Below are 21,690 nucleotides of genomic sequence, written 5' to 3'. Positions count from 1 at the left end.
CCCGCCCCGATGACGACCCGCTCCCTGATCGCCACCGCCCTGGTCAGCGCCGCCCTTGTCGGCGCCGGAGGAACCCTGTCCGCCTGCGGCAAGAAGCCTGAGGCCGACACCAAGGCCGCCGCCACCGACCAGGCCCGCGCCGTCTCGGTCACCCGGGTCGAGACCCGCGCGCTAGGCGGCGGCTTCAAGGCCTCCGGCCAGCTGATCCCGCGCGAGGAAGCGGCCGTGGGCTCGGAGCTCTCGGGCTACCGCGTCGCCAACGTCTATGTCGAGGAAGGCGCCTGGGTCCGGGCCGGCCAGCCCCTGGCCCAGCTGGACAACACCCTGCTGCGCGCCCAGCTGGCCCAGCAGGCCGCCGTCGCCGCCCAGGCCGAGGCCGAAGCCAAGCGCGTCACCGGCCTCGACGGCCAGGGCATCCTCAGCCAAGAGCAGATCGAGAGCCGCCGCTATGCGGCGAAAGCCCAAGCCGCCGCCCTGGCCGAACTGCAGACCCGCGACCGCCGCATGACCATCACCGCCCCGGTCTCGGGCCGGGTGCTGGAGCGGACCGTGCGCCCCGGCGACGTGGCCGGCGGCAGCACGCCCTGGTTCCGCATCGCCCGCGACGGCCTCGTCGAGCTGAACGCCGAGGTCAACGAAGCGGATCTGGCCAATGTCCGCGTCGGCCAGCCGGTCCAGGTCACCGTGCCCGGCGGCGCGACGGTCTCGGGCGATGTCCGCATCGTCAGCCCGCTGATCGACGCCAACACGCGCCTCGGCCGCGTCCGCGTGCGCCTGCCGCTGAACGAGGCCCTTCGCGCCGGCGGCATGGCCAGCGCGGTGTTCGGCGCCTCGGGCGTCCAGGTCACCGCCGTCCCGGAGTCGGCCATCCGCTATGACGCGGAAGGCGCCTCGGTCGTCACCGTCGACAGCGACAACCGCGCCCGCCAGGTCGCGATCAAGACCGGCCAGCGCGGCGGCGGCTGGGTGCAGCTGCTGCAGGGCCCCGCCCCCGGCGCGCGGATCGTGAAGAACGCCGCGGCCTTCACCCTGGACGGCGACCGCGTGAAGCCGATCGAGCAGGCGGCGCGCTGATGGCCTCGCAACTTCGCGTCTCCGCCTGGGCGATCAAGAACCCGATCCCGGTCGCGGTCGTCTTCATCGCCCTGATCATCGCCGGCGTCGGCTGCTATCTCGGCCTGCCGGTCAAGCAGTTCCCGAACGTCTCGTTCCCGGCCGTCACGGTCACCGTCACCCAGAGCGGCGCCGCGCCGGGCGAGATGGAGACCCAGATCACCCGTCCCGTCGAGGACGCGGTGGCCAGCATCTCCAACGTCAAGACGATCCGCTCGTCCGTGGTCCAGGGCGCCTCGACCACCACGATCGAGTTCGAGCTGGGCGAGGACCTGCAGAAGGCCACCGACGAGGTCCGCTCCAAGATCGACCAGGTCCGCCAGCAGCTCCCGCGCGAGGTGGACGAGCCGACGGTCACGCGCCTTGAGATCGACAGCGCGCCGATCATCACCTACGCCGTCGCCGCGCCGACCATGTCGAACACCGAGCTCTCGTGGTTCGTCGACGACACCGTCACCCGCACCCTGCAGGGCCAGAAGGGCGTCGCCCAGGTGGCCCGCGTCGGCGGGGTGGGCCGCGAGATCAACGTCATCATCGACCCCGCCCGCATGGCGGCCTTCGGCGTCACCGCGCCCCAGCTGAACACGGCCCTGGCCAGCTTCAGCGTCGACGCGCCCGGCGGTCGCACCGTGGTGGGCGGACGCGAGCAGACCCTGCGGGTGCTGGGCGCCGCCCAGACCCTGGACGAGCTGCGCGCCCTGACCATCCCCACCGCCGGCGGCCGCTATGTGAAGCTGACGGACGTGGCCGAGGTCGGCCAGGGCGCGGGCGAGGAGCGCGGCTTCGCGCGCCTCGACGGCAAGCCCGTCGTCGCCTTCCAGGTCATGAAGACCAAGGAGAGCAGCGACGTCCAGGTCGAGGAACGCGTCACCAAGGCGATCGAGACGCTGCAGGCCGCCCAGAACGGCGTGACCTTCACCAAGATCTACTCGACCGTCGACGACACCCGCGCCAGCTTCACGGCCACTGAGCATACCCTGCTGGAAGGCATGCTGCTGGCCTCGCTGGTGGTGTTCCTGTTCCTGCGCGAGTGGCGGGCGACCCTGATCACCGCCATCGCCATGCCGGTGTCGCTGATCCCGACCTTCGCCTTCATGGCCATGGTCGGGTTCTCGCTGAACGTCGTGACCCTGCTGGCCCTGACCCTGGTCATCGGCATTCTCGTGGACGACGCCATCGTCGAGATCGAGAACATCGAAAAGCGCGTCAGCAGAGGCCAGCGGCCGTTCGAGGCGGCGATGGAGGGCGCCGACGCCATCGGCCTGGCCGTGGTCGCGACCACCTTCTCGATCGTCGCCGTCTTCGTGCCGGTCTCGTACATGCCGGGCACGCCGGGCCAGTTCTTCAAGGAGTTCGGCCTGACCGTCGCCGTGGCGGTGCTGTTCTCGCTGGTCGTGGCCCGCTTCCTGACGCCGCTGCTGGCCGCCTATTTCCTGAAGCCGACCAAGGCGCCGCAACCGCAGAAGCCGTTCTCGGGCTTCTATCGCCGCTCGCTGGACTGGGCGCTGGACCACAAGTTCCTGGCCTTCGTGCTGGGCGGACTGATCACCTTCGGCTCGCTGGTCGGCGCCGGCTTCCTGGCCTCGATCGGGGTGCTGGCGGTCGGCTTCCAGCCGCCCGGCAACGCCAACTACTACTATCTGAAGGTCCAGGGCCCGCCCGGCGCGACGACCGACGACATGGACCGCACGGTCCAGGCCATCACCCGCAGCTTCCGCCAGCGCGAGGAGACCGCCCACGTCTTCGCCCAGGTCGGCTCGAACATCGGCAGCGGCTGGGGCGGCCAGAGCAGCGCCGACGTTCGCGACGCCACCGTCACCATCGTGCTGCACGACAAGCGCGACCTGCGCGTCACCGAGATCAAGCAGGCCGTCCGTGCGTCCCTGCGCGACATCCCCGACGCCCGCGTGAACCTGCAGAGCGACTGGGGCGCGGCCGACGTCCAGATGATCCTGACCTCCGAGGACGGCCCGGCGCTGGAGAAGACCGCCCTGCAGCTCGAGCGCGACATGCGCAAGCTGAAGACCGTCGCCGACCCGCGCCCCTCCAGCCCGCCCAGCGGTCCGGAGATCCTGATCCGCCCCCGCGCCGACGAGGCCGCGCGCCTCGGCGTCAGCTCGGCCGACATCGCCACGGCGGCTCGCGTGGCCACGGTCGGCGACATCGACGCCAACGTCGCCAAGATGACCCAGGGCGAGCGCCGGGTGCCGATCCGCGTGCGCCTGCCGCGCGACGAACGCGGCGACCTGGAGTCGATCAAGGCCCTGTTGCTGCCGACCAAGTCCGGCGGCTTCACGCGCCTGGACACCGTCGCCGACGTCAGCTTCGAGGCCGGCCCGGCCAAGATCGACCGCTTCGGCCGCAAGCGTCAGCTGACCGTCGAGGCCGACCTCGCCGGCGGCGCCCAGCTGGGCCAGGCGCTGAACGAGGTCAACAACACCCCGACGATGAAGAAACTGCCGGCCGGGGTCGCCCCCGCCGCCGCCGGCGACCAGGAGGCGTTCGTCGAGCTTTTCACCGGCTTCGCCGTCGCCCTGCTGTCGGCCATCGGCCTGGTCTACGGCGTGCTCGTCTTGCTGTTCCGCAGCTTCTTCAAGCCGGTGACCATCCTCTCGGCGCTGCCCTTGGCGATCAGCGGCGCCCTGGCCGCCCTGGTCGTCACCGGCCAGTCGCTGTCGATGCCCTCGCTGATCGGCTTCCTGATGCTGATGGGCCTGGCGGCCAAGAACTCGATCCTGCTGGTCGAGTACGTGATCGAGGAGGAGCGCGCGGGCGTCAGCCAGCGCGACGCCATCCTCGACGCCTGCCGCGAGCGGGCCCGGCCGATCATCATGACCACCCTGGCGATGATGGCCGGCATGCTCCCCACGGCCCTGGGCCTGGGCAAGGGCTCGGAGTTCCGCCAGCCGATGGCCGTGGCCGTGATCGGCGGCCTGATCACCTCGACAGTGCTGTCGCTGGTCTTGGTCCCGGTGGTCTACGAGATCGTCGACGACTTCGAGAAGTGGCTGGCCCCGAAGCTCTCGCGCCTGACGACGCCGCGCGAGGCGAAGGCCCAAGCCGAGCCAATCGAGCGGGCCTAGGATGGCGGTCGTCCTTCGCCCCTTCGCGCCCGGCGACGAGGACGCGGTGATCGCCGTGATCCTGCCGATCCAGCGCGAGGAGTTCGGCGTCGCCATCACCGCCGCCGACCAGCCGGACCTGGCCGACATTCCCGGCTGGTATCAGGTGGGGGCGGGCCAGTTCTGGCTGGCCGAGCTGGACGGCCGCGTGGTCGGCACGATCGCCCTGAAGGACATCGGCGGCGGCGCGGTCGCCCTGCGCAAGATGTTCGTCCGGGCCGAGGCGCGCGGTCCCGGCGGGGTCGCCCAGGCCCTGCTGGACGGCGCCCTCGCCCACGCCCGCGCCCACGGCGTCTCCGCCATCTGGCTGGGCACGACCGACGCCTTCAAGGCCGCCCATCGGTTCTACGAGCGGAACGGCTTTTCCCTCGTCGAGATCGCCGACCTCCCGCCGGCCTTCCCGCGCATGGCCGTGGACACCCGGTTCTATCGGCTGGGGCTCTAGGCCCCTCAGTCCCGCCGCGGCGCGTAGCTCAACCGGCACACGGTCCAGTCGTCCTCGCGCGCCATCTCGAAGCGGCCGCCCAGTTGCTGGGCCATGGCGCGGACGATGCGCAGGCCCAGGCTCTTGGAGCGCGCCGGGTCGAAGCCCGTCGGCGGCGCGGCGCCGTCGTTGCAGACGCTGAGCAGATGCGTGAGGCCGGACTGGTCCAGGGACACCCGCACCCGCCCCTCCCCGCCCTCGCCGAAGCCGTGCTCGAGGGCGTTGTTGAAGCTCTCCAGCATGACCAGGGTGACGGGCGTGGCCTGATCGGGATGCAGGGGCTCGTCGCCGCCCTCCAGGGTCAGGGCCACCCGCGCCCCGGCGGCCGCCGCGGCGCTGGCCAGCAGGGCCTCGGCGAAGACGCGGAAGGGCACGGGCTCGCCGACGGCGTTGTGCAGCTCGCGCTGGATCTGGGCGATCACCTCGATCCGCGCGCCCGCCTGGTCGATGACCTGGCGGGCGTCGACGTCGCTGACGCCCTGACCCTGCAGCCGCAGCAGGGCGCCGGCGACCTGCAGGTTGTTGCTCACCCGGTGATGCAGCTCGCGATACAGCAGGTCCCGGCTCTCGGCGAGGTTCCGATAGCGCTCGCGCTCCTCGCGCAGCTGATCCAGCGCCCCGCGCATGCCGTCGATGAAGAAGATGTCGACCGCCACGACGAAGACGTAGAAGGCCAGCGTCAGCAGGACCGGAAAGCTGAGATTGAAACCGCGCGCCGGCGGGATGAAGAAGTACCAGGCCGCCGCGCCGCATAGCGTGGCGCACAGGATCGCTGGCCTGAGGCCCAGGAAATAGGCGCAGACGACAACGGCCGGAAAGAAGGTCACATAGGGAAAACCGGGCGGAAAGACGCTGTCCAGGCCCAGCCGGAGAAGGAAAGACGCCGTCGCGATCAGCAGCGCCAAGGCATAGCGCGCGCCCGGACTTGTCTTGATCTTGCCTCTCAGGTCCAAGCGTCGCCTCCGTTTAGAAAACGGTGCTCGCCTTTTCGGCGAAGGCCGTCAAGCGGCTACCCGACATTGCGGACGAAGCTCCGTCCCTGAGGCGCGAGGAAGAGGCGCGTCGTGAGCTCGCGCGAGCGACCCGCGCGCACCCGCCCCTATGTCGGGTCGGCGACCGCAACCTTCGATCTCGCGGGGACGTTATCCCGCCAACTTCCCCACAACCGAAAGACGCCCCATGGCCATCCCGGCGAAGACCAAGGCCAGCACGGCCCCGCGCGGCGGCGCGAAGTCCGCGGCCCCGAACCCGACCAAGGTTCCCCAGCCCGCCGGTCCTTCGACCGAGGGCGAGAGTCTGGTCGCGCCGGGCGGCGAGACGCACCAGCAGGCCGACGGTCCGGACACCCAGCTGACGACCAACCAGGGCGTGCCGATCGCCGACAACCAGAACTCGCTGAAGGCGGGCGCGCGCGGCCCCGTGCTGCTGCAGGACTTCATCCTGCGCGAAAAGATCATGCACTTCGACCACGAGCGCATCCCCGAGCGCGTGGTCCACGCCCGTGGCTCGGCCGCGCACGGCTTCTTCGAGTGCCTCGACTCCTGCGCCGACGTCACCGTCGCCGACTTCCTGCAGCGCCCGGGCGAGCGCGTCCCGGTGTTCACCCGCTTCTCGACCGTGGCCGGCAACAAGGGCTCGGCCGACCTGCCGCGCGACGTGCGCGGCTTCGCGGTCAAGTTCTACACCCAGGCGGGCAACTTCGATCTCGTCGGCAACAACATCCCGGTGTTCTTCATTCAGGACGCCATCAAGTTCCCCGACCTGATCCACGCGGCCAAGCAGGATCCCGACCGCGAGTTCCCCCAGGCCCAGACCGCGCACGACACCTTCTGGGACTTCATCTCGCTGACGCCCGAGAGCATGCACATGATCATGTGGGCGATGAGCGACCGGGCCATCCCGCGTTCGCTGCGGATGATGGAGGGTTTCGGCGTCCATACCTTCCGCCTGATCAACGCCGAGGGCGACAGCACCTTCGTGAAGTTCCACTGGCGGCCCAAGCTCGGCTCGCAGTCGGTGGTCTGGGACGAGGCCCTGAAGATCAACGGCGCCGATCCCGACTTCCATCGTCGCGACCTGTGGGAGGCCATCGAGGGCGGCGACTTCCCCGAGTGGGAGTTCTGCCTGCAGACCTTCACCCAGGAGCAGGCCGACGGTTTTGACTTCGACGTGCTGGACGCCACCAAGCTGATCCCCGAGGAGATCATTCCCCTGCGCGTGGTCGGCCGCATGGTGCTGGACCGCAACCCGGACAACTTCTTCGCCGAGACCGAGCAGGTCGCCTACTGCGCGTCCCACGTCGTGCCGGGGATCGACTTCACCAACGACCCGCTGCTGCAGGGCCGGCTGTTCTCGTACCAGGACACCCAGCTCAAGCGCCTGGGCGGGCCCAACTTTCACCAGATCCCGATCAACCAGCCCAAGTGCCCGTTCCACAACCTGCAGCGCGACGGGCACATGCAGATGGGCGTGCCGAAGGGCCAGGTGAACTACGAACCCTCGAGCCTCGGCGCGGACGTGGCGCGCGAGTCGCTGGAGCGGGGCTATCACACCTTCCCCAATCCCGAGGCGGGCGAGCAGCTGCGCCTGCGGCCCGAGACCTTCGCCGATCACTACACCCAGGCGCGCCTGTTCTTCGCCAGCCAGACCAAGCCCGAGCAAGACCACATCATCGCCGCCCTGGTCTTCGAGCTCAGCAAGTGCGTGACGCCGCGCGTCCGTGAGGCGGTGCTGTCGCGCCTCGTCCACATCGACGCGTTCCTGGCCCAGTCGGTGGCCGAGGGCCTGGGCTTCACCGGCCAGATCGTCCCGGCGCCGGCGCCGATCCCGGCCAAGGACATGGATCCCTCGCCCATGCTCAGCATCCTGGCCAAGGCCGAGCCGACCCTGGAAGGCCGCAAGGTCGGGGTCATGGTCAGCGACGGCTGCGACGACAAGCTGGTGGCCAATCTCAAGGCGGCCGTCGAAGCCGCCGGCGCGCGCCTGCAGGTCATCGCCCCGACCATCTATGGCGTGACGACGGCCGGCGGCCAGGTCCTGCCCGCCGACCACAAGATCGACGGCGGTCCCTCGGTGCTGTTCGACGCGGTGGCGATCCTGCCCTCGGAGGACGGCGGCGAGCAGCTGGCCCTCGAGGCGGCGGCGGTCAACTTCCTGCGCGACGCCTATGGCCACCTGAAGGTCATCGCCTACCTGCCCTCGGCCGCGCCGCTGTTCGCGGCGGGCGGGATCACCGAGGTCGGACCCGACGACGACGCGGGCCTGATCGCCCTGCCCCACGCCAGCCTCGACGACTTCATCGCCGCGGCCTCGGCCGGGCGCGTCTGGGCGCGCGAGCCCCGGGTGCGTCCGCCGCCCAAGCCATTGGTGGTCGCGGCGTAGGGTCCTCACTCAACCAGCAGGTAGATCCCTTTCCCTCGTCATCCCGGCCGGAAGACCGCGTAGCGGGCCGGGACCGCGGGGCGACCGCAATGCGCCGGCCTTGGACTTGTCTTAAACCATGGCTGCTTGACTGACTTGGTCAGTCCGGCACGCTCCGGCCTCCAGGTCCGCACCGGCCCTGGAGGCCGGATTGCGTCCGCTAACCACCCTACTCGGGCCCAAACGCCCGTCATTTCCGCCCTGAAATGAGGGAAACACCGACGCCGGCAATCGTCGGCCCCGCCCGCCGGAAGGGCATGGTGACCGTCTGTTCGGGGCGGCGAGCGAACGGCCGGGCTGGTACGATGGACTCCCGCAACCAGCTCGACGCCTTGAAGTAATAGGCAAGACGACGCCGTCGACTTATTAAATAAATTTCAGGTGACACCATTCGCCACCCTTGGGACTGAAAAGCTTCAGCAGCCATTGAAAGCGTCTCATGTTCCACGCAATACGCCAGCCCTTCCTTCGCCTTCTCGTCGCGAGCGCCGGCGCTGTGGTCATGATCGCGGGCGCCGCCCAGGCGCAGGACTATCGACCCACCTTCCATCCCGACACGCTGAAGGGGCCGCCCATTGGCAGGGCCAACGAAGTGCTGGTGCTGGGCACGCCCCACCTCTCCGGCCTGCCCAAGACCTTCGACATGGCGCTGCTGGCGCCGCTGATCGACCGCTTGGCGGCCTGGAAGCCGACCGGCATCGCCACCGAGGACCTGTCGGGTCTGCAGTGCGACGCCCTGCGCCGCTATCCGGCCCGCTACGCCGCGACCGTTGAGAGCTATTGCTACGACCCCAGCAACGCCGGCCTTGCGATCGGCCTCGACGTGCCGGCCGCCAACGCCGAGGCCGAGCGCCTTCTGGCTGCCTGGCCGGCCCAGCCCACGGCCGCACAGCGCCGGCGTTTGGCGGCGGTGTTCATCGCGGCGGGCGAGCGCAACTCGGCCCTGGTGCAATGGCTGCGCTTGCCGGAAGCCGAGCGGCGCGCCGGCGACAGCCTCAACGACGAACAGGCCGCCTTCCTGGAGACGTTCAAGACCCGTCGCAACGAGAGCACCGTGATCGCCGCCGTGCTGGCCGCGCGGCTGGGCCTTGAACGCCTGTGGAGCGTCGACGACCACTCAGCGGACGCGCCCGACAACAGCGACCCGGCCGGGCAGAAGGCCTTCGAGGCCGCGATCATGAAGGCCTGGGATAACCCCGTCAGCCATGCCCGCCGGGCGCAAGACCAGACACTGCGGGCGAACCTCGACAAGCCGGACGGCGTGCTGAACCTCTACCGGGCCTACAACGCCGCCGAGGCCCAGTTGATGGCCTACAAGGGCGACTTCGGCGCGGCGTTCGTCGAACCCTCGCCCGAGGGCTTCGGCCGGCAATATCTTGGTTTCTGGGAGACCCGAAACCTTCGCATGGTCGGCAATATCCGCGACGTGTTGGGCCAACACCCGGGTATGCGGATGCTCGCCATCGTCGGCGCATCGCACAAGGGCTACTACGAGGCCTATTTGAACCAGATGCACGACGTGCGCCTAATCAGCGCCGACGCCGTGCTGCGCTGAAATGGCGTGAGGGCGACAGGTATCGACGATTGAGCACGGCGGCGATCTCGGCAGGCCCGCCAGGCCTGCGTCCCGCATCGGAAACTGTGCGGCTGCCCCGGTGTCGCTCTCGACCCGCAAGGCGTTATTGAACGCTGGGCTGGGGATCTCCGCCTTAATCTCACCGAGCGCCGCAGAAGGGCCGAGCTCTGACCGGTTTGCGCACCTCAAGCGGCGCTCAGAACTTCTTGGATGAGTCTGACATCAGCGCGGGCGCCGTATCCTGACTCCTCGGACCGCCGCCGTCAGCCATTGTCGGATCTGGTGAGCGCCCGCCCTTGTGGCGGGAAACCCGCCATCACCCGCACGGGCGGGAGGGGCGGACCGCGGGCGGTCCGCCTGCGTCTCACGTGTCGGCTGAACCGGGGGTTCCCGCCACAAGGGCGGGTATCACCCGAGACCGACAATTACTCGCCGTGGCGATATGAAGTAGCGCAGCCGCCGTGTTTGAACTTCTATTGGACGCGCAGTGCGCGAGCTGTCCTGCCGTTCAGGCTAATCGCCATCTCCTTGGCCGCACCATCGCCAGCGTCGAAGACGATATTTGCGTCCACGCCTCGGATGAAGAACCGATCCACGGCCTCTGCCAGCAAGCCGGCCTCGTCACGCCCGTCGACCTTGAAGACAAGACCATCTTCATCCTCGGTAATCGCCACGCGTCGATGATCGGCCAACTCGTAAACGCCTAGGTATCGCTTCAATCGTCCCACCGGAAGTTCAATGGGGCTAGGGCGACGCATGACGTTGTCGCGCGGCAGCAGGAAGGGAAACGCGGCGTTGGGCAATACTGGATAGTAGGAGATATGCTGTTCGCCCTCGAAGGCCTTAGCCTGGATGAGGATGCCCTGAAGGCCGCTGAGCGCCTGCACGACCTGCCGTGCGCCGCTGATCATGTAGGCTTCCTCTTTTGCGCCATACCCGACAAAGACGCGGCGCGGCGGAACGCCTAGCTGCAGGCCGTGCAAACGGTCGATGACGCCGGGGTCGGCCCAAACAGAAGGGCTGGCGATGAGGTAGCCAGCAAAGTCCATGGGGTGGCTAGCAAGGGCGTTCGCCGTGAAGATCCCGGACAGGGAATGACCGAACAGGATCGATCTATTGCCATCCACCGGGTAGCGAGCCTCGATGAATGGCTTCAGTTCCTCGACGAGGAAACGGCGGAAGGTCTCCGCGCCACCTCCTTTTTGGGCGATGCCGTCGGGGCTGGTCGCGGGGGCGGACAAGAGATCGACACCCCGAGCCGAAGCTCCTGCGGGATACCCCACCGTTACAACATAGGCCGGCGCCATAGTCCCTGCGGCGCCAAGCAACCAGCCGGCAGGGCCAGCCAAGTCATAGCCCCCATCGAGCACGTAAATGACCGGCGCAGTCTGTCCAGGCAGGATCGGGGGCGTGCGTGGCACGGTAACTTCGACGACGAAGTCGCGCCCCACGATCGCGGAGTGAACCGTCAGGCTAGTGGCACCGCTGATGACAACCGGCCCTTCAGCTTTGACTGATAAGGATGAGGACTCCGCAGAGGCGGGCAAGGAGAAGGCGCAGGCGAGCAGCGAAACTGCGATCAGGTGCGTCTTCATGGAATCCCCCGCCACTACCAGCGAGATTTACCGCTGTACAACGCGTCGTCAATCTTGAGTTGCTCAATCGGGGATTAACCAGCGGCGCTCGGATTGCCGGTAACGGTGCATCTCCGTCATTTCAGGGCGGGAATGACGGACGCTAGGGGAATGCCCGCTCACCATCGCCGCGTCGCTATAGCCCCCAAGCAAAAGGCCCCGGAGATTGCTCTCCGGGGCCTTCGCTTAGATCAGTTCAGCGTGTGCTGAGATCGATCGATTACTCGACGATCTTCGCGACGACGCCGGCGCCGACGGTGCGGCCGCCTTCACGGATGGCGAAGCGGAGCTTCTCTTCCATGGCGATCGGGGTGATCAGCTCGACGTCCAGCTCGGCGTTGTCGCCCGGCATGATCATTTCCACGCCTTCGCGCAGCTTGATGATGCCCGTCACGTCCGTCGTGCGGAAGTAGAACTGCGGACGGTAGTTGGTGAAGAACGGGGTGTGACGGCCGCCTTCTTCCTTGGTCAGGATGTAGGCTTCGGCCACGAACTTCGTGTGCGGGGTGATCGAGCCCGGCTTGCAGAGCACTTGGCCGCGCTCGACGTCTTCACGCTTGGTGCCGCGCAGCAGCACGCCCACGTTGTCGCCGGCTTGACCTTGGTCCAGCAGCTTGCGGAACATTTCGACGCCCGTGCAGGTGGTCTTTTGGACCGGACGGATGCCGACGATTTCGACTTCTTCACCGACCTTCACGATGCCGCGCTCGACGCGACCGGTGACCACGGTGCCGCGGCCCGAGATCGAGAACACGTCTTCGACCGGCATCAGGAAGGGCAGGTCGACCGGACGGTCGGGCTGCGGGATGTAGGCGTCGACTTGCGTCATCAGCTCGAGGATGCGGTCTTCGCCGATGGCCGGGTCACGGCCTTCGACGGCGGCCAGGGCCGAGCCCTTGACGATCGGGATGTCATCGCCCGGGAACTGGTAGGACGACAGCAGCTCACGAACTTCCATTTCGACGAGCTCGAGCAGCTCTTCGTCGTCGACCATGTCGACCTTGTTCATGAACACGACCAGGGCGGGCACGCCGACCTGACGGGCCAGCAGGATGTGCTCGCGGGTCTGCGGCATCGGGCCGTCGGCGGCCGACACGACCAGGATCGCGCCGTCCATCTGGGCGGCGCCGGTGATCATGTTCTTCACGTAGTCGGCGTGGCCGGGGCAGTCGACGTGAGCGTAGTGACGGTTTTGCGTCTCATACTCGACGTGGGCGGTGTTGATCGTGATGCCGCGGGCCTTTTCTTCCGGCGCGGCGTCGATGTCGGCGTAGTTCTTGGCGGTCGCGCCGCCCGACTTCGCCAGCACGATCGTGATCGCGGCCGTCAGGGTCGTCTTGCCATGGTCAACGTGACCGATGGTGCCGATGTTGCAGTGCGGCTTATTACGTTCGAACTTTTCCTTGGCCATCTTCTTAGCTCCAGGACCCCAGAGGGGCCTTCAGTTTGATTGGACTACTTCTGGGGTGAGCAGGAGAGGGCTTGTGGGCCCTCTCCGGTTCCGCGTCTAGGCTTTTCCCGAAGGAAAGGCTCAGCCGTACTTCTTGATCACTTCGTCGGCGACGTGCTGCGGCACCGGCTCGTAGTGGTCATAGACCATGCTGAACTGGGCGCGGCCTTGGGACATGCCGCGCAGCGTGTTCACATAGCCGAACATGTTGGCCAGCGGCACGAAGGCGTTCACCACCGTGGCGTTGCCGCGCATGTCTTGACCCTGGATCATGCCCCGGCGGCTGTTCAGGTCGCCGATGACCGAGCCCAGGTATTCTTCCGGCGTCACGACCTCGACCTTCATGATCGGCTCGAGCAGCTTCGGAGCGCCCTTTTCGCGCAGCTCCTTGAAGGCGGCGCGCGAGGCGATTTCGAAGGCCAGGACCGACGAGTCGACGTCGTGGTACTTGCCGTCCGTCAGGGTCGCCTTGAAGTCGATCAGCGGGAAGCCGGCCAGCAGGCCGCTGTCCTTGACCGATTCCAGGCCCTTTTGGACGCCCGGGATGTATTCCTTCGGCACCGCGCCGCCGACGATCGCGCTTTCGAACACGAAGCCCGAACCCGGCTCGCCCGGTTCGAAGGTGATCATGACGCGGGCGAACTGGCCCGTACCGCCGGTCTGCTTCTTGTGGGTGTAGTCGATGTCGACCTTCTTACCCAGGCTTTCGCGATAGGCCACCTGCGGCGCGCCGATGTTGGCTTCGACCTTGTAGGTCCGCTTCAGGATGTCGATCTTGATGTCGAGGTGCAGTTCGCCCATGCCCTTCAGGATCGTCTGGCCGCTTTCGAAGTCGGTCGAGACGGTGAAGGACGGATCTTCGGCGGCCAGCTTCTGCAGGGCGACGCCCAGCTTTTCCTGGTCGGCCTTCGACTTGGGTTCGACGGCGATTTCGATAACCGGGGCCGGGAATTCCATGCGCTCCAGGATGACCGGGGCCTTCAGGGGATCGCACAGGGTGTCGCCGGTGCGGGTTTCCTTCAGGCCGGCCAGGGCGACGATGTCGCCGGCATAGGCTTCCTTGATGTCTTCGCGGTTGTTGCTGTGCATCAGCAGCATGCGGCCGACGCGCTCGCGCTTGTCGCGCGTCGAGTTCAGCAGCGACATGCCGGTTTCCAGCTTGCCCGAGTAGATGCGGCAGAAGGTCAGCGAACCGACGAAGGGGTCGTCCATGATCTTGAACGCCAGAACCGACAGCGGCTCTTCGTCCGAGGCCTTGCGGACCACTTCTTCTTCGGTCTTGAAGTCGATGCCCTTGGTCGGCGGGATGTCCACCGGCGAGGGCAGGTAGTCGACGACGGCGTCGAGCAGGGGCTGGACGCCCTTGTTCTTGAAGGCCGAGCCGCAGAGGATCGGATAGAAGGCGCCGGTCAGCACGGCCTTACGGATGCACTTCTTGATGGTGGCTTCGGTCGGCTCTTCGCCGCCCAGGTAAGCTTCCATCGCCTCGTCGTCGAGCTCGACGGCGTTCTCGACCAGGTAGGCGCGGGCCTCGACGGCCTTGGCCATCAGGTCGGCGGGGATTTCTTCGTCGCGGTAGGTCGCGCCCAGGCCGTCATTGTCCCAGACCACGGCCTTCATGCGGACCAGGTCGACGAGGCCCTTCAGGTTCGATTCCGAACCGATCGGGAATTGGATCGGCACGGCCTTGGCGCCCAGACGGTCGCGGATCGACTCGACCGACTTGTCGAAGTCGGCGCCGATCTTGTCCATCTTGTTGACGAACACGATCCGCGGAACCTTGTACTTGTCGGCCTGACGCCAGACGGTCTCGGTCTGCGGCTCGACGCCGGCGTTGCCGTCCAGCACCGTCACGGCGCCGTCGAGGACGCGCAAGCTGCGCTCGACTTCGATGGTGAAGTCGACGTGCCCGGGGGTGTCGATGATGTTCAGGCGCTTTTCTTGCCAGAACGCGGTCGTCGCGGCCGAGGTGATCGTGATGCCGCGCTCTTGTTCCTGCTCCATCCAGTCCATGGTCGCGGCGCCGTCGTGGACTTCGCCGATCTTGTGGGACTTACCGGTGTAATACAGGATCCGCTCGGTCGTCGTCGTCTTACCGGCGTCGATGTGCGCCATGATGCCGAAGTTGCGGTAGTCTTCGATTTTATGCGTGCGGGGCATAGCGATCGCTCTGCGAAACGGGGCGGCCCTGGACGGACACGACCGGGATTAAACGTGCGGCGCGGGCGGTTTATCTCAAACCGCCCGCGCCTGAAAGAGTGCTGGAAGCGAAAAGCTTACCAGCGATAGTGCGAGAACGCCCGGTTGGCTTCCGCCATCTTGTGGGTGTCTTCGCGCTTCTTCACGGCGGTGCCGCGGTTGTTCGAGGCGTCGAGCAGCTCACCGGCCAGCTTTTCGGTCATGGTGTTTTCGCCACGCTTGCGAGCGGCGGTCACCAGCCAACGGATGGCCAGGGCGCGGCGACGGTCCGGACGGACTTCAACCGGCACTTGGTACGTGGCGCCGCCGACGCGGCGCGAACGGACTTCGATCGCCGGAGCGACGTTGTCCAGAGCGGAGTGGAAGGTTTCAAGCGGACCTTGGTCCTTGCGCTTGGCTTCCAGGATATCGAAAGCGCCGTAGATGATGTTTTCGGCGACAGCTTTCTTACCTTCGTACATCACGTAGTTCATGAACTTCGTGACGACCAGGTCCCCGAACTTCGGATCCGGCAGAACCTGGCGTTTCTCGGCGCGACGGCGACGGGACATTCTTCTTTTTCCTTACTTCGGACGCTTGGCGCCGTAGAGCGAACGACGCTGCTTACGATCCTTGACCCCTTGGGTGTCGAGGACGCCGCGCAGGATGTGATAACGGACGCCGGGCAAGTCCTTGACGCGGCCGCCGCGGATGAGCACCACCGAGTGCTCCTGCAGGTTGTGACCTTCGCCCGGGATATAGCACACGGCTTCGATGCCGGTGGTCAGACGGACCTTGGCGACCTTACGGAGAGCCGAGTTCGGCTTCTTCGGGGTCGTGGTGTAAACGCGGGTGCAAACGCCGCGACGTTGCGGGCAGCCCTTCAGGGCGGGCACCTTGTTCCGGACCGGCTTCGGGGAGCGCGGCTTACGGATGAGCTGGTTAATGGTAGGCATTAAGTCTCTGCTCTGATGGAAGCGTGTGCCTTTCGGCCGAGGCGCTTCAGGTCCTTGTCTTTGTTGTTCTTGGTTCAAGGCTCCGCTTGGAGACCCGATAAACACGAAACTCGCCGGGACGCGGGATGCATACCGGCGGGTCAGGCTCCTCCCGGACCAATTGGCCCGTCAGGAACGTAGGCTCATCAGGACGGACGCGAACGACCGCCTCGAAAAAGAGCGCGGTATTTACTCGCGAAGGAGCCTCGCGTCAATCGCCTGTTCCCGCGTCGGTTAACGCGGCCTTAAGGCTGGCGCCACGGCCAAGATTCCGCCACTCCAAGCTGTGCACGCTCATCTTGGGGGAGAGCGGCTTGTTTGGCCGGCCGCTATCGCCATGTGGGAACGACAGGCAGGCTTGGGAAGGGCGTTTGGCGATCAGCCTCGGGACCAGCATGGCGGACAGGCGCCGGGGGGACGGGCGGAAGGCGGCGATCGTGGCCGGCTCGCTGCTGCTGCATGCGCTGGTGCTGGCCTGGCTGGCCCTGCCCGTTCCGCCGCTGCTGGAGCGAATCCTGGCCGACGACCTGCCCACCGTGCAGGTGGATCTGATCCGCCCCGACCAGCAGGAGCAGCCCCTGCCACGCCCCGCCGCCTCCCAGGCGACCACCGCCCCCTCCCCGGTCCTGCCGTTCCAGGTCCGCCAGCCCGCCCGCCCCGCCCCGGCCGGCGTCCCGACCCTCGCGGTCCCCGCCGCGGGAATCGCCAAGCCCGGAACCGCCATCCGCCCCGCCCCCCTGCCCGGCGAGGGCGCCGGCGACCTGCGCACGGCGCTGCGGACCAGCACCGGCTGCGTCAGCGCCGACGCCGTGGGCCTCAATCGGCGCGAACGCGAGAAGTGCGACGAACGCTTCGGCGCCGCCAAGGCCAAGGGCGGCCCGCTGGACGGCATGGACGCGGCCAAGCGCCAGGCGCTCGAGGCTCAAGGCGCCGCCCAGCGGGCCTATAAGGACTATGTCGACGGCCCCATGGGTCCCGGCGTCGACCACCGCAGCAAGGACCAGCCCGGCACGATGAAGGAGATCCCCTTCGTGCTCGGCGCCGAGCAGGACGGCCTGGGCCGCGCCCGCAAGGACGTGGTCGACCAGATCCGCAGGAAGCAGGACGTCGAGGACCGCGCGCGCAAGTACCTGGAGCTCCGCAAGAAGGCCGGCCAGGAGCCGTAGCGGCACGCTTGACCGCGTCCCGTCGTCGAATACCGTCGGTCCATGATCAAAGCGCTGCTGGCCGCCCTGGCCCTGACTCTCGCCGCCTCCGCCGCCCAGGCCGCCGACACTGGCCGATCAAGGAGGGGGACGTCACCCTCCAGGGCGTGACATTCAAGTCGGGCGAGCGCCTGGCCAAAGCGCGCATGCATTATTCGACGCTGGGAACGCCGCACCGCAACGCCAAGGGCGAGATCGACAACGCGGTCCTGCTGCTGCACGGCACCGGCGGTTCGGGGAAGAACTTCCTGTCGCCGCTGTTCGCCGACGAGCTGTTCGGGCCCGGCCAGCCGCTAGACCTGGCCACGACCTACGTGATCATGCCCGACAACATCGGCCACGGCGGCTCGTCCAAGCCCAGCGACGGGCTTCGGATGGCCTTCCCGCGCTACGACTACGACGACATGGTCGCCCTGCAGCATCGCCTGCTGACCGAAGGCCTCGGCGTGACGCGGCTGAAGCTGATTCTCGGGACCTCGATGGGCTGCATGCACGCCTTCGTCTGGGGCGAGACCTATCCGGGCTTCGCCGAGCGGCTGGCGCCGTTCGCCTGCAACGCCGTCCCGCTGGCCGGCCGCAACCGGATGTGGCGCAAGATGGCGATGGACGCGATTCGCGCCGACCCGGCCTGGAAGGGCGGCGACTACACGACCCAGCCGACCGCGGGCCTGCTCACCGTGACCGACCTGCTGATCCTGGCCGGCGGCAACCCGCTGGCGCTGCAGGCGCGCTATCCGACCCGCGAGGCCAGCGACAGGGCCGTGGAGCAGATGGTCGCCGCCCGCGCGGGGACGATCGACGCCAATGACGCGCTCTACTACCTGGACGCCTCGCGCAACTACGATCCCTCGCGGGCGCTGGAGAAGATCACCGTGCCGGTGCTGTGGGTGAACTCGGCCGACGACTTCATCAACCCGCCGGAGTTGGGCCTCGCCGAGCCGCTGGCCAAGCGCATGCCCAACGCCCGCTTCGTCCTGATCCCCGCCTCGACCGAGACCCGCGGCCACGGCACCCACACGGCGGCGAAGTTCTGGAAGGCGGACCTGGCGAGGTTGTTGCGGGAGTAGGGCTCCAGCGCCTCAAACACACCCCATCCCCCTGAGCGTCTCGCGCACCGCCACGTCCAGCGGCGTGTGCGGCTCCCCGCCCAGGCGCGCGGCCAGCTTCGCGCCGTCCAGCCGCACCGGCTGCTTCCAGAGGTAGCGCATCTCCATCATCTCCCTGGGCGTCTCGGCCACGAGCGCCGCCAGCCGCAGCAGCGCCCAGGGCAGCGGCTTGACCCGCACGGCCGGGGCGCTGAGCGCGCGCACGACCGCCGCGATCATCGCCCTCCCGTCCGGGTCCCAATGGCCGGCCATGTGAAAGCGGGCGAAGTCTTCCAAGCCGTCCTGCTCGATCAGACGGACCATGGTCTCGGCGACGTCGGGGAGATAGGCCCACTGGTGGCCGACGCCAGGGGTGTTGGGGTCCTGGATCGTCGTGGGCCGCGCGCCCGGCGCGACGATCCCCTGGCTGAACCAGTTATTGCCCGCGCGAGGACCGAAGAAGTCGCCGGCCCGCACGATCAGCGCCCTCGCCTCGCCCGCCTGGGCGGCGTCTTCCAGGCGGCGCTCCATCGCCACCCGGATCGCGCCCTTGCGGGTGGCGGGCCTCTGCGGCGCGTCCTCGGCGATCAGGGGAAGGGCGTCGGGGCCGTAGTTGTAGACCGTGCCCGGCAGCACGATGCGGGCGCCATGGGTCCGCGCGGCGGCCAGGGTGTTGTCGATCATCGGCAGCACCAGCTGGCCCCAGTTGCGATAGCCGGGCGGGTTGACCGCGTGGACGATCACCGCGGCGCCCGCGGCGGCCTCCACGACGTCCTCACGGACCATGGCGTCGCCGACATGGCAGTCGACGCCCGGAAGCCGCCCGCTGGCCTCCACGGTGCGCACCAGGGCCCGCACGCGCCAGCCGCCGGCCAGCAGCCGCCGCGTCATCTCTCCGCCGATCCCGCCGGTCGCCCCCAGCACCAGAGCCGTCTTGCCGTTCATGTTCGCCTCCATTCGCGTGAGGCCAAGATGGCGGCGGGCAGCCTCTTCATAAATTGCGGAACTTCGAAGGTCAGCTATACATAAATAGATGAGCACCGAGCCGAGCTGGGACCTCTTCCGAACCTTCGCCGTCGTGCTGCGCGAAGGCTCGCTGTCGGGCGCGGCGCGGGTGCTGGGCATGACCCAGCCCAGCGTCGCCCGCCACATCGACGCCCTCGAGGCGGCGGTCGGCGCCAAGCTGTTCGTGCGATCGCAACGCGGCCTCTCGCCGACCGATCGCGGCCTGGCGCTCCGAAGCCACGCCGAGAGCCTGGTCGCCACCTCGGCGGCGCTGCTGCGCGCGGCGTCGGGGACGGAAGGCGCCTCCGGAACCGTGCGGATCACCGCCAGCGAAGTGGTCGGCGCCGAGCACCTTCCGCCGATCCTGGCCGCCCTGCGCCGCGCCCATCCCGCCCTGGCGATCGAGCTCGTGCTGTCCAACGCCGTCAGCGACCTCCTGCAACGCCAGGCCGACATCGCCGTGCGCATGGTCGAGCCCACGCAGCAGGCGCTGGTCGCGCGTAAGGTCGGGGCGGTGACCCTGGGCTTCCACGCCCATCGCGACTACCTGGCCGCGCGCGGCGTCCCCCGCACCGCCGAGGACCTGCTGGCGCACGACCTGATCGGCGTGGACACCGAGACGCCGGCGGTCCGCGCGGTGCTGAGCCGCATGCCGGGCCTGACGCGCGAGGCCTTCGGCCTGCGCACCGACAGCGACCTGGCCCAGCTGGCCGCGATCCGGGCCGGCTACGGGATCGGCGTCTGCCAGGTCGAGATCGCCCGCCGCGATCCGGCGCTGGTCCGCGTGACGCCGGACCTGTTCAGCTTCGAGCTGCCGCTCTGGGTGGTGATGCACGAGGACCTGCGCGGCGGGGCGCGCTACCGGGCGGTGTTCGACGCCCTGGTCGAGGGGCTGGGACGGGTCGGGGGCGGTTAAGGCCGCCTACAATTCAACATCCGTCATTCCCGCCCTTGTGGCGGGAACCTCTCTATCCGCCGCAGGTGCGGGAGGGGCGGGCTGCTTGGCGGTCCGCTGGCATCTCACGTGCCAGCTAAACCAGGGGTTCTCGCCACAAGGGCGCGTGTTTACCGAAACCGACAATTGCTGGCGGTGGCTATCTAAAGAAGCCTGCCAGCAGGCCGCACATTGCAGGCTCAAAAGGCGGGCTTGACCACCATCAGCCATACTATGCCCAAGACCGCAGCAAAGGCCGGGAAGCCGAGCACGAACCACAGCTTGAACAGGCGGAAATAGCGCTCAGGCAATGGCGCGCCTGTGGCGGCGGCTTGAAGTGCTAGGTCCCGCAGGCGGATTTGGATCCACACAACCGGCAGCCAGCATAGGCCAGTGACCACATAGAGAACTAGGCTCAGCCCGATCCATCCCGAGAACAGCGGATAGCCGACTAGGTGGGCCAGGGCCGCGCCGGTGATGGGTTGCAGGATCACCGCCGAGGCCGTGAACACCGTATCGGCCAGCACCACGATCCTAGCGGTGTGGGCGATCAGAGCTGGCTCGCGCGTGCGATGAGCCATCAGCATGAAGAAGGCGATGCCGGCTCCCGTGCCAAGCAGCACCGTCGCGCCAACCACGTGCGCGATCTTCAGCAGGGCGTAGAGGTCCATCAGCGTTCGTCCAGCGTGGCCAGTGCCGCCAGGGCCAGGAAAGCGGCGGGAATGCTCTTGAGCAGCGGCCCCATCGGATCGAGCCACAGGTCGGGGCGCACCAGGGCGCCGCCAAGCAGATAGCCAACCGTGATCTGCAGCATACCCTGCAAGGCGCGGGCGGCGGTCGGTCGCCAGATCAGCAGCAGGGCCAGGACGATGTCTACCAGACTGCCTCCGATCACGGCTGTGGTCGCCAGCCCGGCGTCCATCCCGGAGGCCGTCAGCACGGCGATGGCGTCCTTCAATCCAACCGTCAGGCCGATCAACCCTGACAGTAGCCAGAAGGCGAACAGGCAGGCCAGGATGGCGGGCTTGGCGAAATAGGCGCGGGCGAACCAGCGCTCTTGAACGCCTGAGGGGGCGGCTGCGAGCAGGGCGTCGAAGGATCGCGGCGCGCATCCCAGGCGCGTAGCGTCTTCCGCCCGGCCGCGAACGCCCATCCGCAGTTGCTCCAATGCGGCGGTGCGCATTGGGCTGCGCCAGCCCAACCATGCCAAGGCGTCGCTAGCGGCGGCGGTCGCGCGGGCCAGACCGAGTGGCAGGCGGATCGTGCGCACGGGCCTCAGTCCCAACCAGCCGCGCAGTCGGCCGACAAGGTCGATCAGGGTCAAGGCCTCGTCGTGGACGAGGTCTAGGCTGACGCGCGTTGGCGCGTCCGGCGCCAGGCAGCGGGCGACCGCGACCGCTAGGTCCTCGGCTCCGATCGTCTGGACTAGGCTGTCGCCGAAGACCACGGGGCTGGCGCCGGGGAACCCGGCCAGGCCGCGCAACAAGGC

At 68.0% G+C, this 21,690-nt stretch carries 16 protein-coding genes and 3 pseudogenes; 10 read left to right on the top strand and 9 right to left on the bottom strand.

Annotated features, from left to right (window positions below; all coding sequences use genetic code 11):
- The first annotated feature begins 9 nt into the window (after window positions 1-9).
- From CSEG_RS03800 to CSEG_RS03790, 3 genes are read left to right on the top strand one after another with little or no spacing between them, the layout of a single operon-like run.
- Window positions 10-1,074: an efflux RND transporter periplasmic adaptor subunit gene (locus tag CSEG_RS03800; RefSeq protein WP_013077936.1), complete on the top strand. Its 1,065-nt coding sequence runs from the start codon at window positions 10-12 to the stop codon at window positions 1,072-1,074.
- Entirely contained in the window at window positions 1,074-4,196 is a 3,123-nt protein-coding gene (locus CSEG_RS03795; RefSeq protein ID WP_013077935.1) for an efflux RND transporter permease subunit, read from the top strand. The genes CSEG_RS03800 and CSEG_RS03795 overlap by 1 nt, the downstream gene beginning before the upstream one ends.
- A gap of 1 nt (window position 4,197) precedes the next feature.
- A complete protein-coding gene (locus CSEG_RS03790) occupies window positions 4,198-4,680 on the top strand; it encodes a GNAT family N-acetyltransferase (RefSeq protein ID WP_013077934.1) in 483 nt (160 codons plus the stop codon).
- A 5-nt stretch (window positions 4,681-4,685) separates the two neighbouring features.
- On the opposite strand, the gene CSEG_RS03785 is transcribed toward CSEG_RS03790, so the two are convergent.
- On the bottom strand, window positions 4,686-5,672 hold the full coding sequence (locus CSEG_RS03785; protein WP_013077933.1) for a sensor histidine kinase: 987 nt from the start codon (window positions 5,670-5,672) through the stop codon (window positions 4,686-4,688).
- Window positions 5,673-5,898: 226 nt separating this feature from the next.
- On the opposite strand from CSEG_RS03785, the gene CSEG_RS03780 reads away from it, so the two are divergent.
- A complete protein-coding gene (locus CSEG_RS03780; RefSeq protein ID WP_013077932.1) occupies window positions 5,899-8,100 on the top strand; it encodes a catalase in 2,202 nt (733 codons plus the stop codon).
- A 541-nt stretch (window positions 8,101-8,641) separates the two neighbouring features.
- On the top strand, window positions 8,642-9,694 hold the full coding sequence (locus tag CSEG_RS03775) for a DUF5694 domain-containing protein (RefSeq protein WP_013077931.1): 1,053 nt from the start codon (window positions 8,642-8,644) through the stop codon (window positions 9,692-9,694).
- 494 nt (window positions 9,695-10,188) lie between these two features.
- Here CSEG_RS03775 and CSEG_RS21435 read toward each other — a convergent pair whose 3' ends face one another.
- From CSEG_RS21435 to rpsL, 5 genes are all read right to left on the bottom strand, one after another.
- On the bottom strand, window positions 10,189-11,310 hold the full coding sequence (locus CSEG_RS21435; RefSeq protein WP_013077930.1) for an alpha/beta hydrolase-fold protein: 1,122 nt from the start codon (window positions 11,308-11,310) through the stop codon (window positions 10,189-10,191).
- 259 nt (window positions 11,311-11,569) lie between these two features.
- The gene (tuf, locus tag CSEG_RS03765) at window positions 11,570-12,760 is read right to left on the bottom strand and encodes an elongation factor Tu (protein WP_013077929.1); all 1,191 of its coding nucleotides are present in this window, start codon (window positions 12,758-12,760) and stop codon (window positions 11,570-11,572) included.
- A gap of 120 nt (window positions 12,761-12,880) precedes the next feature.
- Window positions 12,881-14,959 carry an elongation factor G gene (gene fusA, locus CSEG_RS03760; RefSeq protein WP_013077928.1) on the bottom strand — a complete coding sequence of 693 codons (2,079 nt, stop codon included), beginning with the start codon at window positions 14,957-14,959 and terminating at the stop codon, window positions 12,881-12,883.
- A 116-nt stretch (window positions 14,960-15,075) separates the two neighbouring features.
- Entirely contained in the window at window positions 15,076-15,549 is a 474-nt protein-coding gene (gene rpsG, locus CSEG_RS03755; protein ID WP_004624018.1) for a 30S ribosomal protein S7, read from the bottom strand.
- 12 nt (window positions 15,550-15,561) lie between these two features.
- The gene (gene rpsL, locus CSEG_RS03750; protein ID WP_004624021.1) at window positions 15,562-15,933 is read right to left on the bottom strand and encodes a 30S ribosomal protein S12; all 372 of its coding nucleotides are present in this window, start codon (window positions 15,931-15,933) and stop codon (window positions 15,562-15,564) included.
- A gap of 23 nt (window positions 15,934-15,956) precedes the next feature.
- On the opposite strand from rpsL, the pseudogene CSEG_RS21875 reads away from it, so the two are divergent.
- The 3 genes and pseudogenes from CSEG_RS21875 to CSEG_RS03740 all read left to right on the top strand — a co-directional run bounded on the left by CSEG_RS21875 (window position 15,957) and on the right by CSEG_RS03740 (window position 18,244).
- Window positions 15,957-16,221: pseudogene (locus CSEG_RS21875) on the top strand (hypothetical protein).
- A 146-nt stretch (window positions 16,222-16,367) separates the two neighbouring features.
- Window positions 16,368-17,138, top strand: a complete 771-nt coding sequence (locus CSEG_RS03745; protein ID WP_013077927.1) for a hypothetical protein — start codon at window positions 16,368-16,370, stop codon at window positions 17,136-17,138.
- A 42-nt stretch (window positions 17,139-17,180) separates the two neighbouring features.
- Window positions 17,181-18,244 (top strand): annotated as a pseudogene (locus tag CSEG_RS03740) (alpha/beta fold hydrolase).
- A 12-nt stretch (window positions 18,245-18,256) separates the two neighbouring features.
- On the opposite strand, the gene CSEG_RS03735 reads toward CSEG_RS03740, so the two are convergent.
- Window positions 18,257-19,207: an NAD-dependent epimerase/dehydratase family protein gene (locus CSEG_RS03735; protein WP_013077925.1), complete on the bottom strand. Its 951-nt coding sequence runs from the start codon at window positions 19,205-19,207 to the stop codon at window positions 18,257-18,259.
- A gap of 88 nt (window positions 19,208-19,295) precedes the next feature.
- Here CSEG_RS03735 and CSEG_RS03730 point away from each other — a divergent pair, with 88 nt between their 5' ends.
- Window positions 19,296-20,183 (top strand): LysR family transcriptional regulator, encoded by an 888-nt coding sequence (locus tag CSEG_RS03730; RefSeq protein ID WP_013077924.1) that lies wholly within the window; start codon window positions 19,296-19,298, stop codon window positions 20,181-20,183.
- An 11-nt stretch (window positions 20,184-20,194) separates the two neighbouring features.
- A pseudogene (locus CSEG_RS23145) lies at window positions 20,195-20,333 on the top strand (hypothetical protein); the annotation flags it as partial.
- Between the two features lie 68 nt (window positions 20,334-20,401).
- Here CSEG_RS23145 and CSEG_RS03725 read toward each other — a convergent pair.
- Window positions 20,402-20,872, bottom strand: coding sequence for a DUF2269 family protein (locus CSEG_RS03725; RefSeq protein WP_013077923.1), 471 nt, complete (start codon window positions 20,870-20,872; stop codon window positions 20,402-20,404).
- A complete protein-coding gene (locus tag CSEG_RS23140; RefSeq protein WP_227878883.1) occupies window positions 20,872-21,687 on the bottom strand; it encodes an SDR family oxidoreductase in 816 nt (271 codons plus the stop codon). Before CSEG_RS23140 ends, CSEG_RS03725 begins: the two co-directional genes overlap by 1 nt.
- Window positions 21,688-21,690 lie beyond the last annotated feature (3 nt).

Origin of the sequence: Caulobacter segnis ATCC 21756 (assembly GCF_000092285.1) — a bacterium.
GTDB lineage: Bacteria > Pseudomonadota > Alphaproteobacteria > Caulobacterales > Caulobacteraceae > Caulobacter > Caulobacter segnis.
This window is presented reverse-complemented; position numbering and strand designations above follow the sequence as displayed.

What these genes read in the sequence shown, in the direction of transcription:
- tuf (WP_013077929.1), bottom strand. Translation starts at nt 12,760, where the DNA reads ATGGCCAAGGAAAAGTTCGAACGTAATAAGCCGCACTGCAACATCGGC.
- CSEG_RS03795 (WP_013077935.1), top strand. Translation starts at nt 1,074, where the DNA reads ATGGCCTCGCAACTTCGCGTCTCCGCCTGGGCGATCAAGAACCCGATC.
- CSEG_RS03735 (WP_013077925.1), bottom strand. Translation starts at nt 19,207, where the DNA reads ATGAACGGCAAGACGGCTCTGGTGCTGGGGGCGACCGGCGGGATCGGC.
- CSEG_RS21435 (WP_013077930.1), bottom strand. Translation starts at nt 11,310, where the DNA reads ATGAAGACGCACCTGATCGCAGTTTCGCTGCTCGCCTGCGCCTTCTCC.
- CSEG_RS03725 (WP_013077923.1), bottom strand. Translation starts at nt 20,872, where the DNA reads ATGGACCTCTACGCCCTGCTGAAGATCGCGCACGTGGTTGGCGCGACG.
- rpsL (WP_004624021.1), bottom strand. Translation starts at nt 15,933, where the DNA reads ATGCCTACCATTAACCAGCTCATCCGTAAGCCGCGCTCCCCGAAGCCG.
- CSEG_RS03730 (WP_013077924.1), top strand. Translation starts at nt 19,296, where the DNA reads ATGAGCACCGAGCCGAGCTGGGACCTCTTCCGAACCTTCGCCGTCGTG.
- CSEG_RS03775 (WP_013077931.1), top strand. Translation starts at nt 8,642, where the DNA reads ATGATCGCGGGCGCCGCCCAGGCGCAGGACTATCGACCCACCTTCCAT.
- CSEG_RS03780 (WP_013077932.1), top strand. Translation starts at nt 5,899, where the DNA reads ATGGCCATCCCGGCGAAGACCAAGGCCAGCACGGCCCCGCGCGGCGGC.
- CSEG_RS03745 (WP_013077927.1), top strand. Translation starts at nt 16,368, where the DNA reads ATGGCGGACAGGCGCCGGGGGGACGGGCGGAAGGCGGCGATCGTGGCC.
- CSEG_RS03790 (WP_013077934.1), top strand. Translation starts at nt 4,198, where the DNA reads ATGGCGGTCGTCCTTCGCCCCTTCGCGCCCGGCGACGAGGACGCGGTG.
- CSEG_RS03800 (WP_013077936.1), top strand. Translation starts at nt 10, where the DNA reads ATGACGACCCGCTCCCTGATCGCCACCGCCCTGGTCAGCGCCGCCCTT.
- rpsG (WP_004624018.1), bottom strand. Translation starts at nt 15,549, where the DNA reads ATGTCCCGTCGCCGTCGCGCCGAGAAACGCCAGGTTCTGCCGGATCCG.
- fusA (WP_013077928.1), bottom strand. Translation starts at nt 14,959, where the DNA reads ATGCCCCGCACGCATAAAATCGAAGACTACCGCAACTTCGGCATCATG.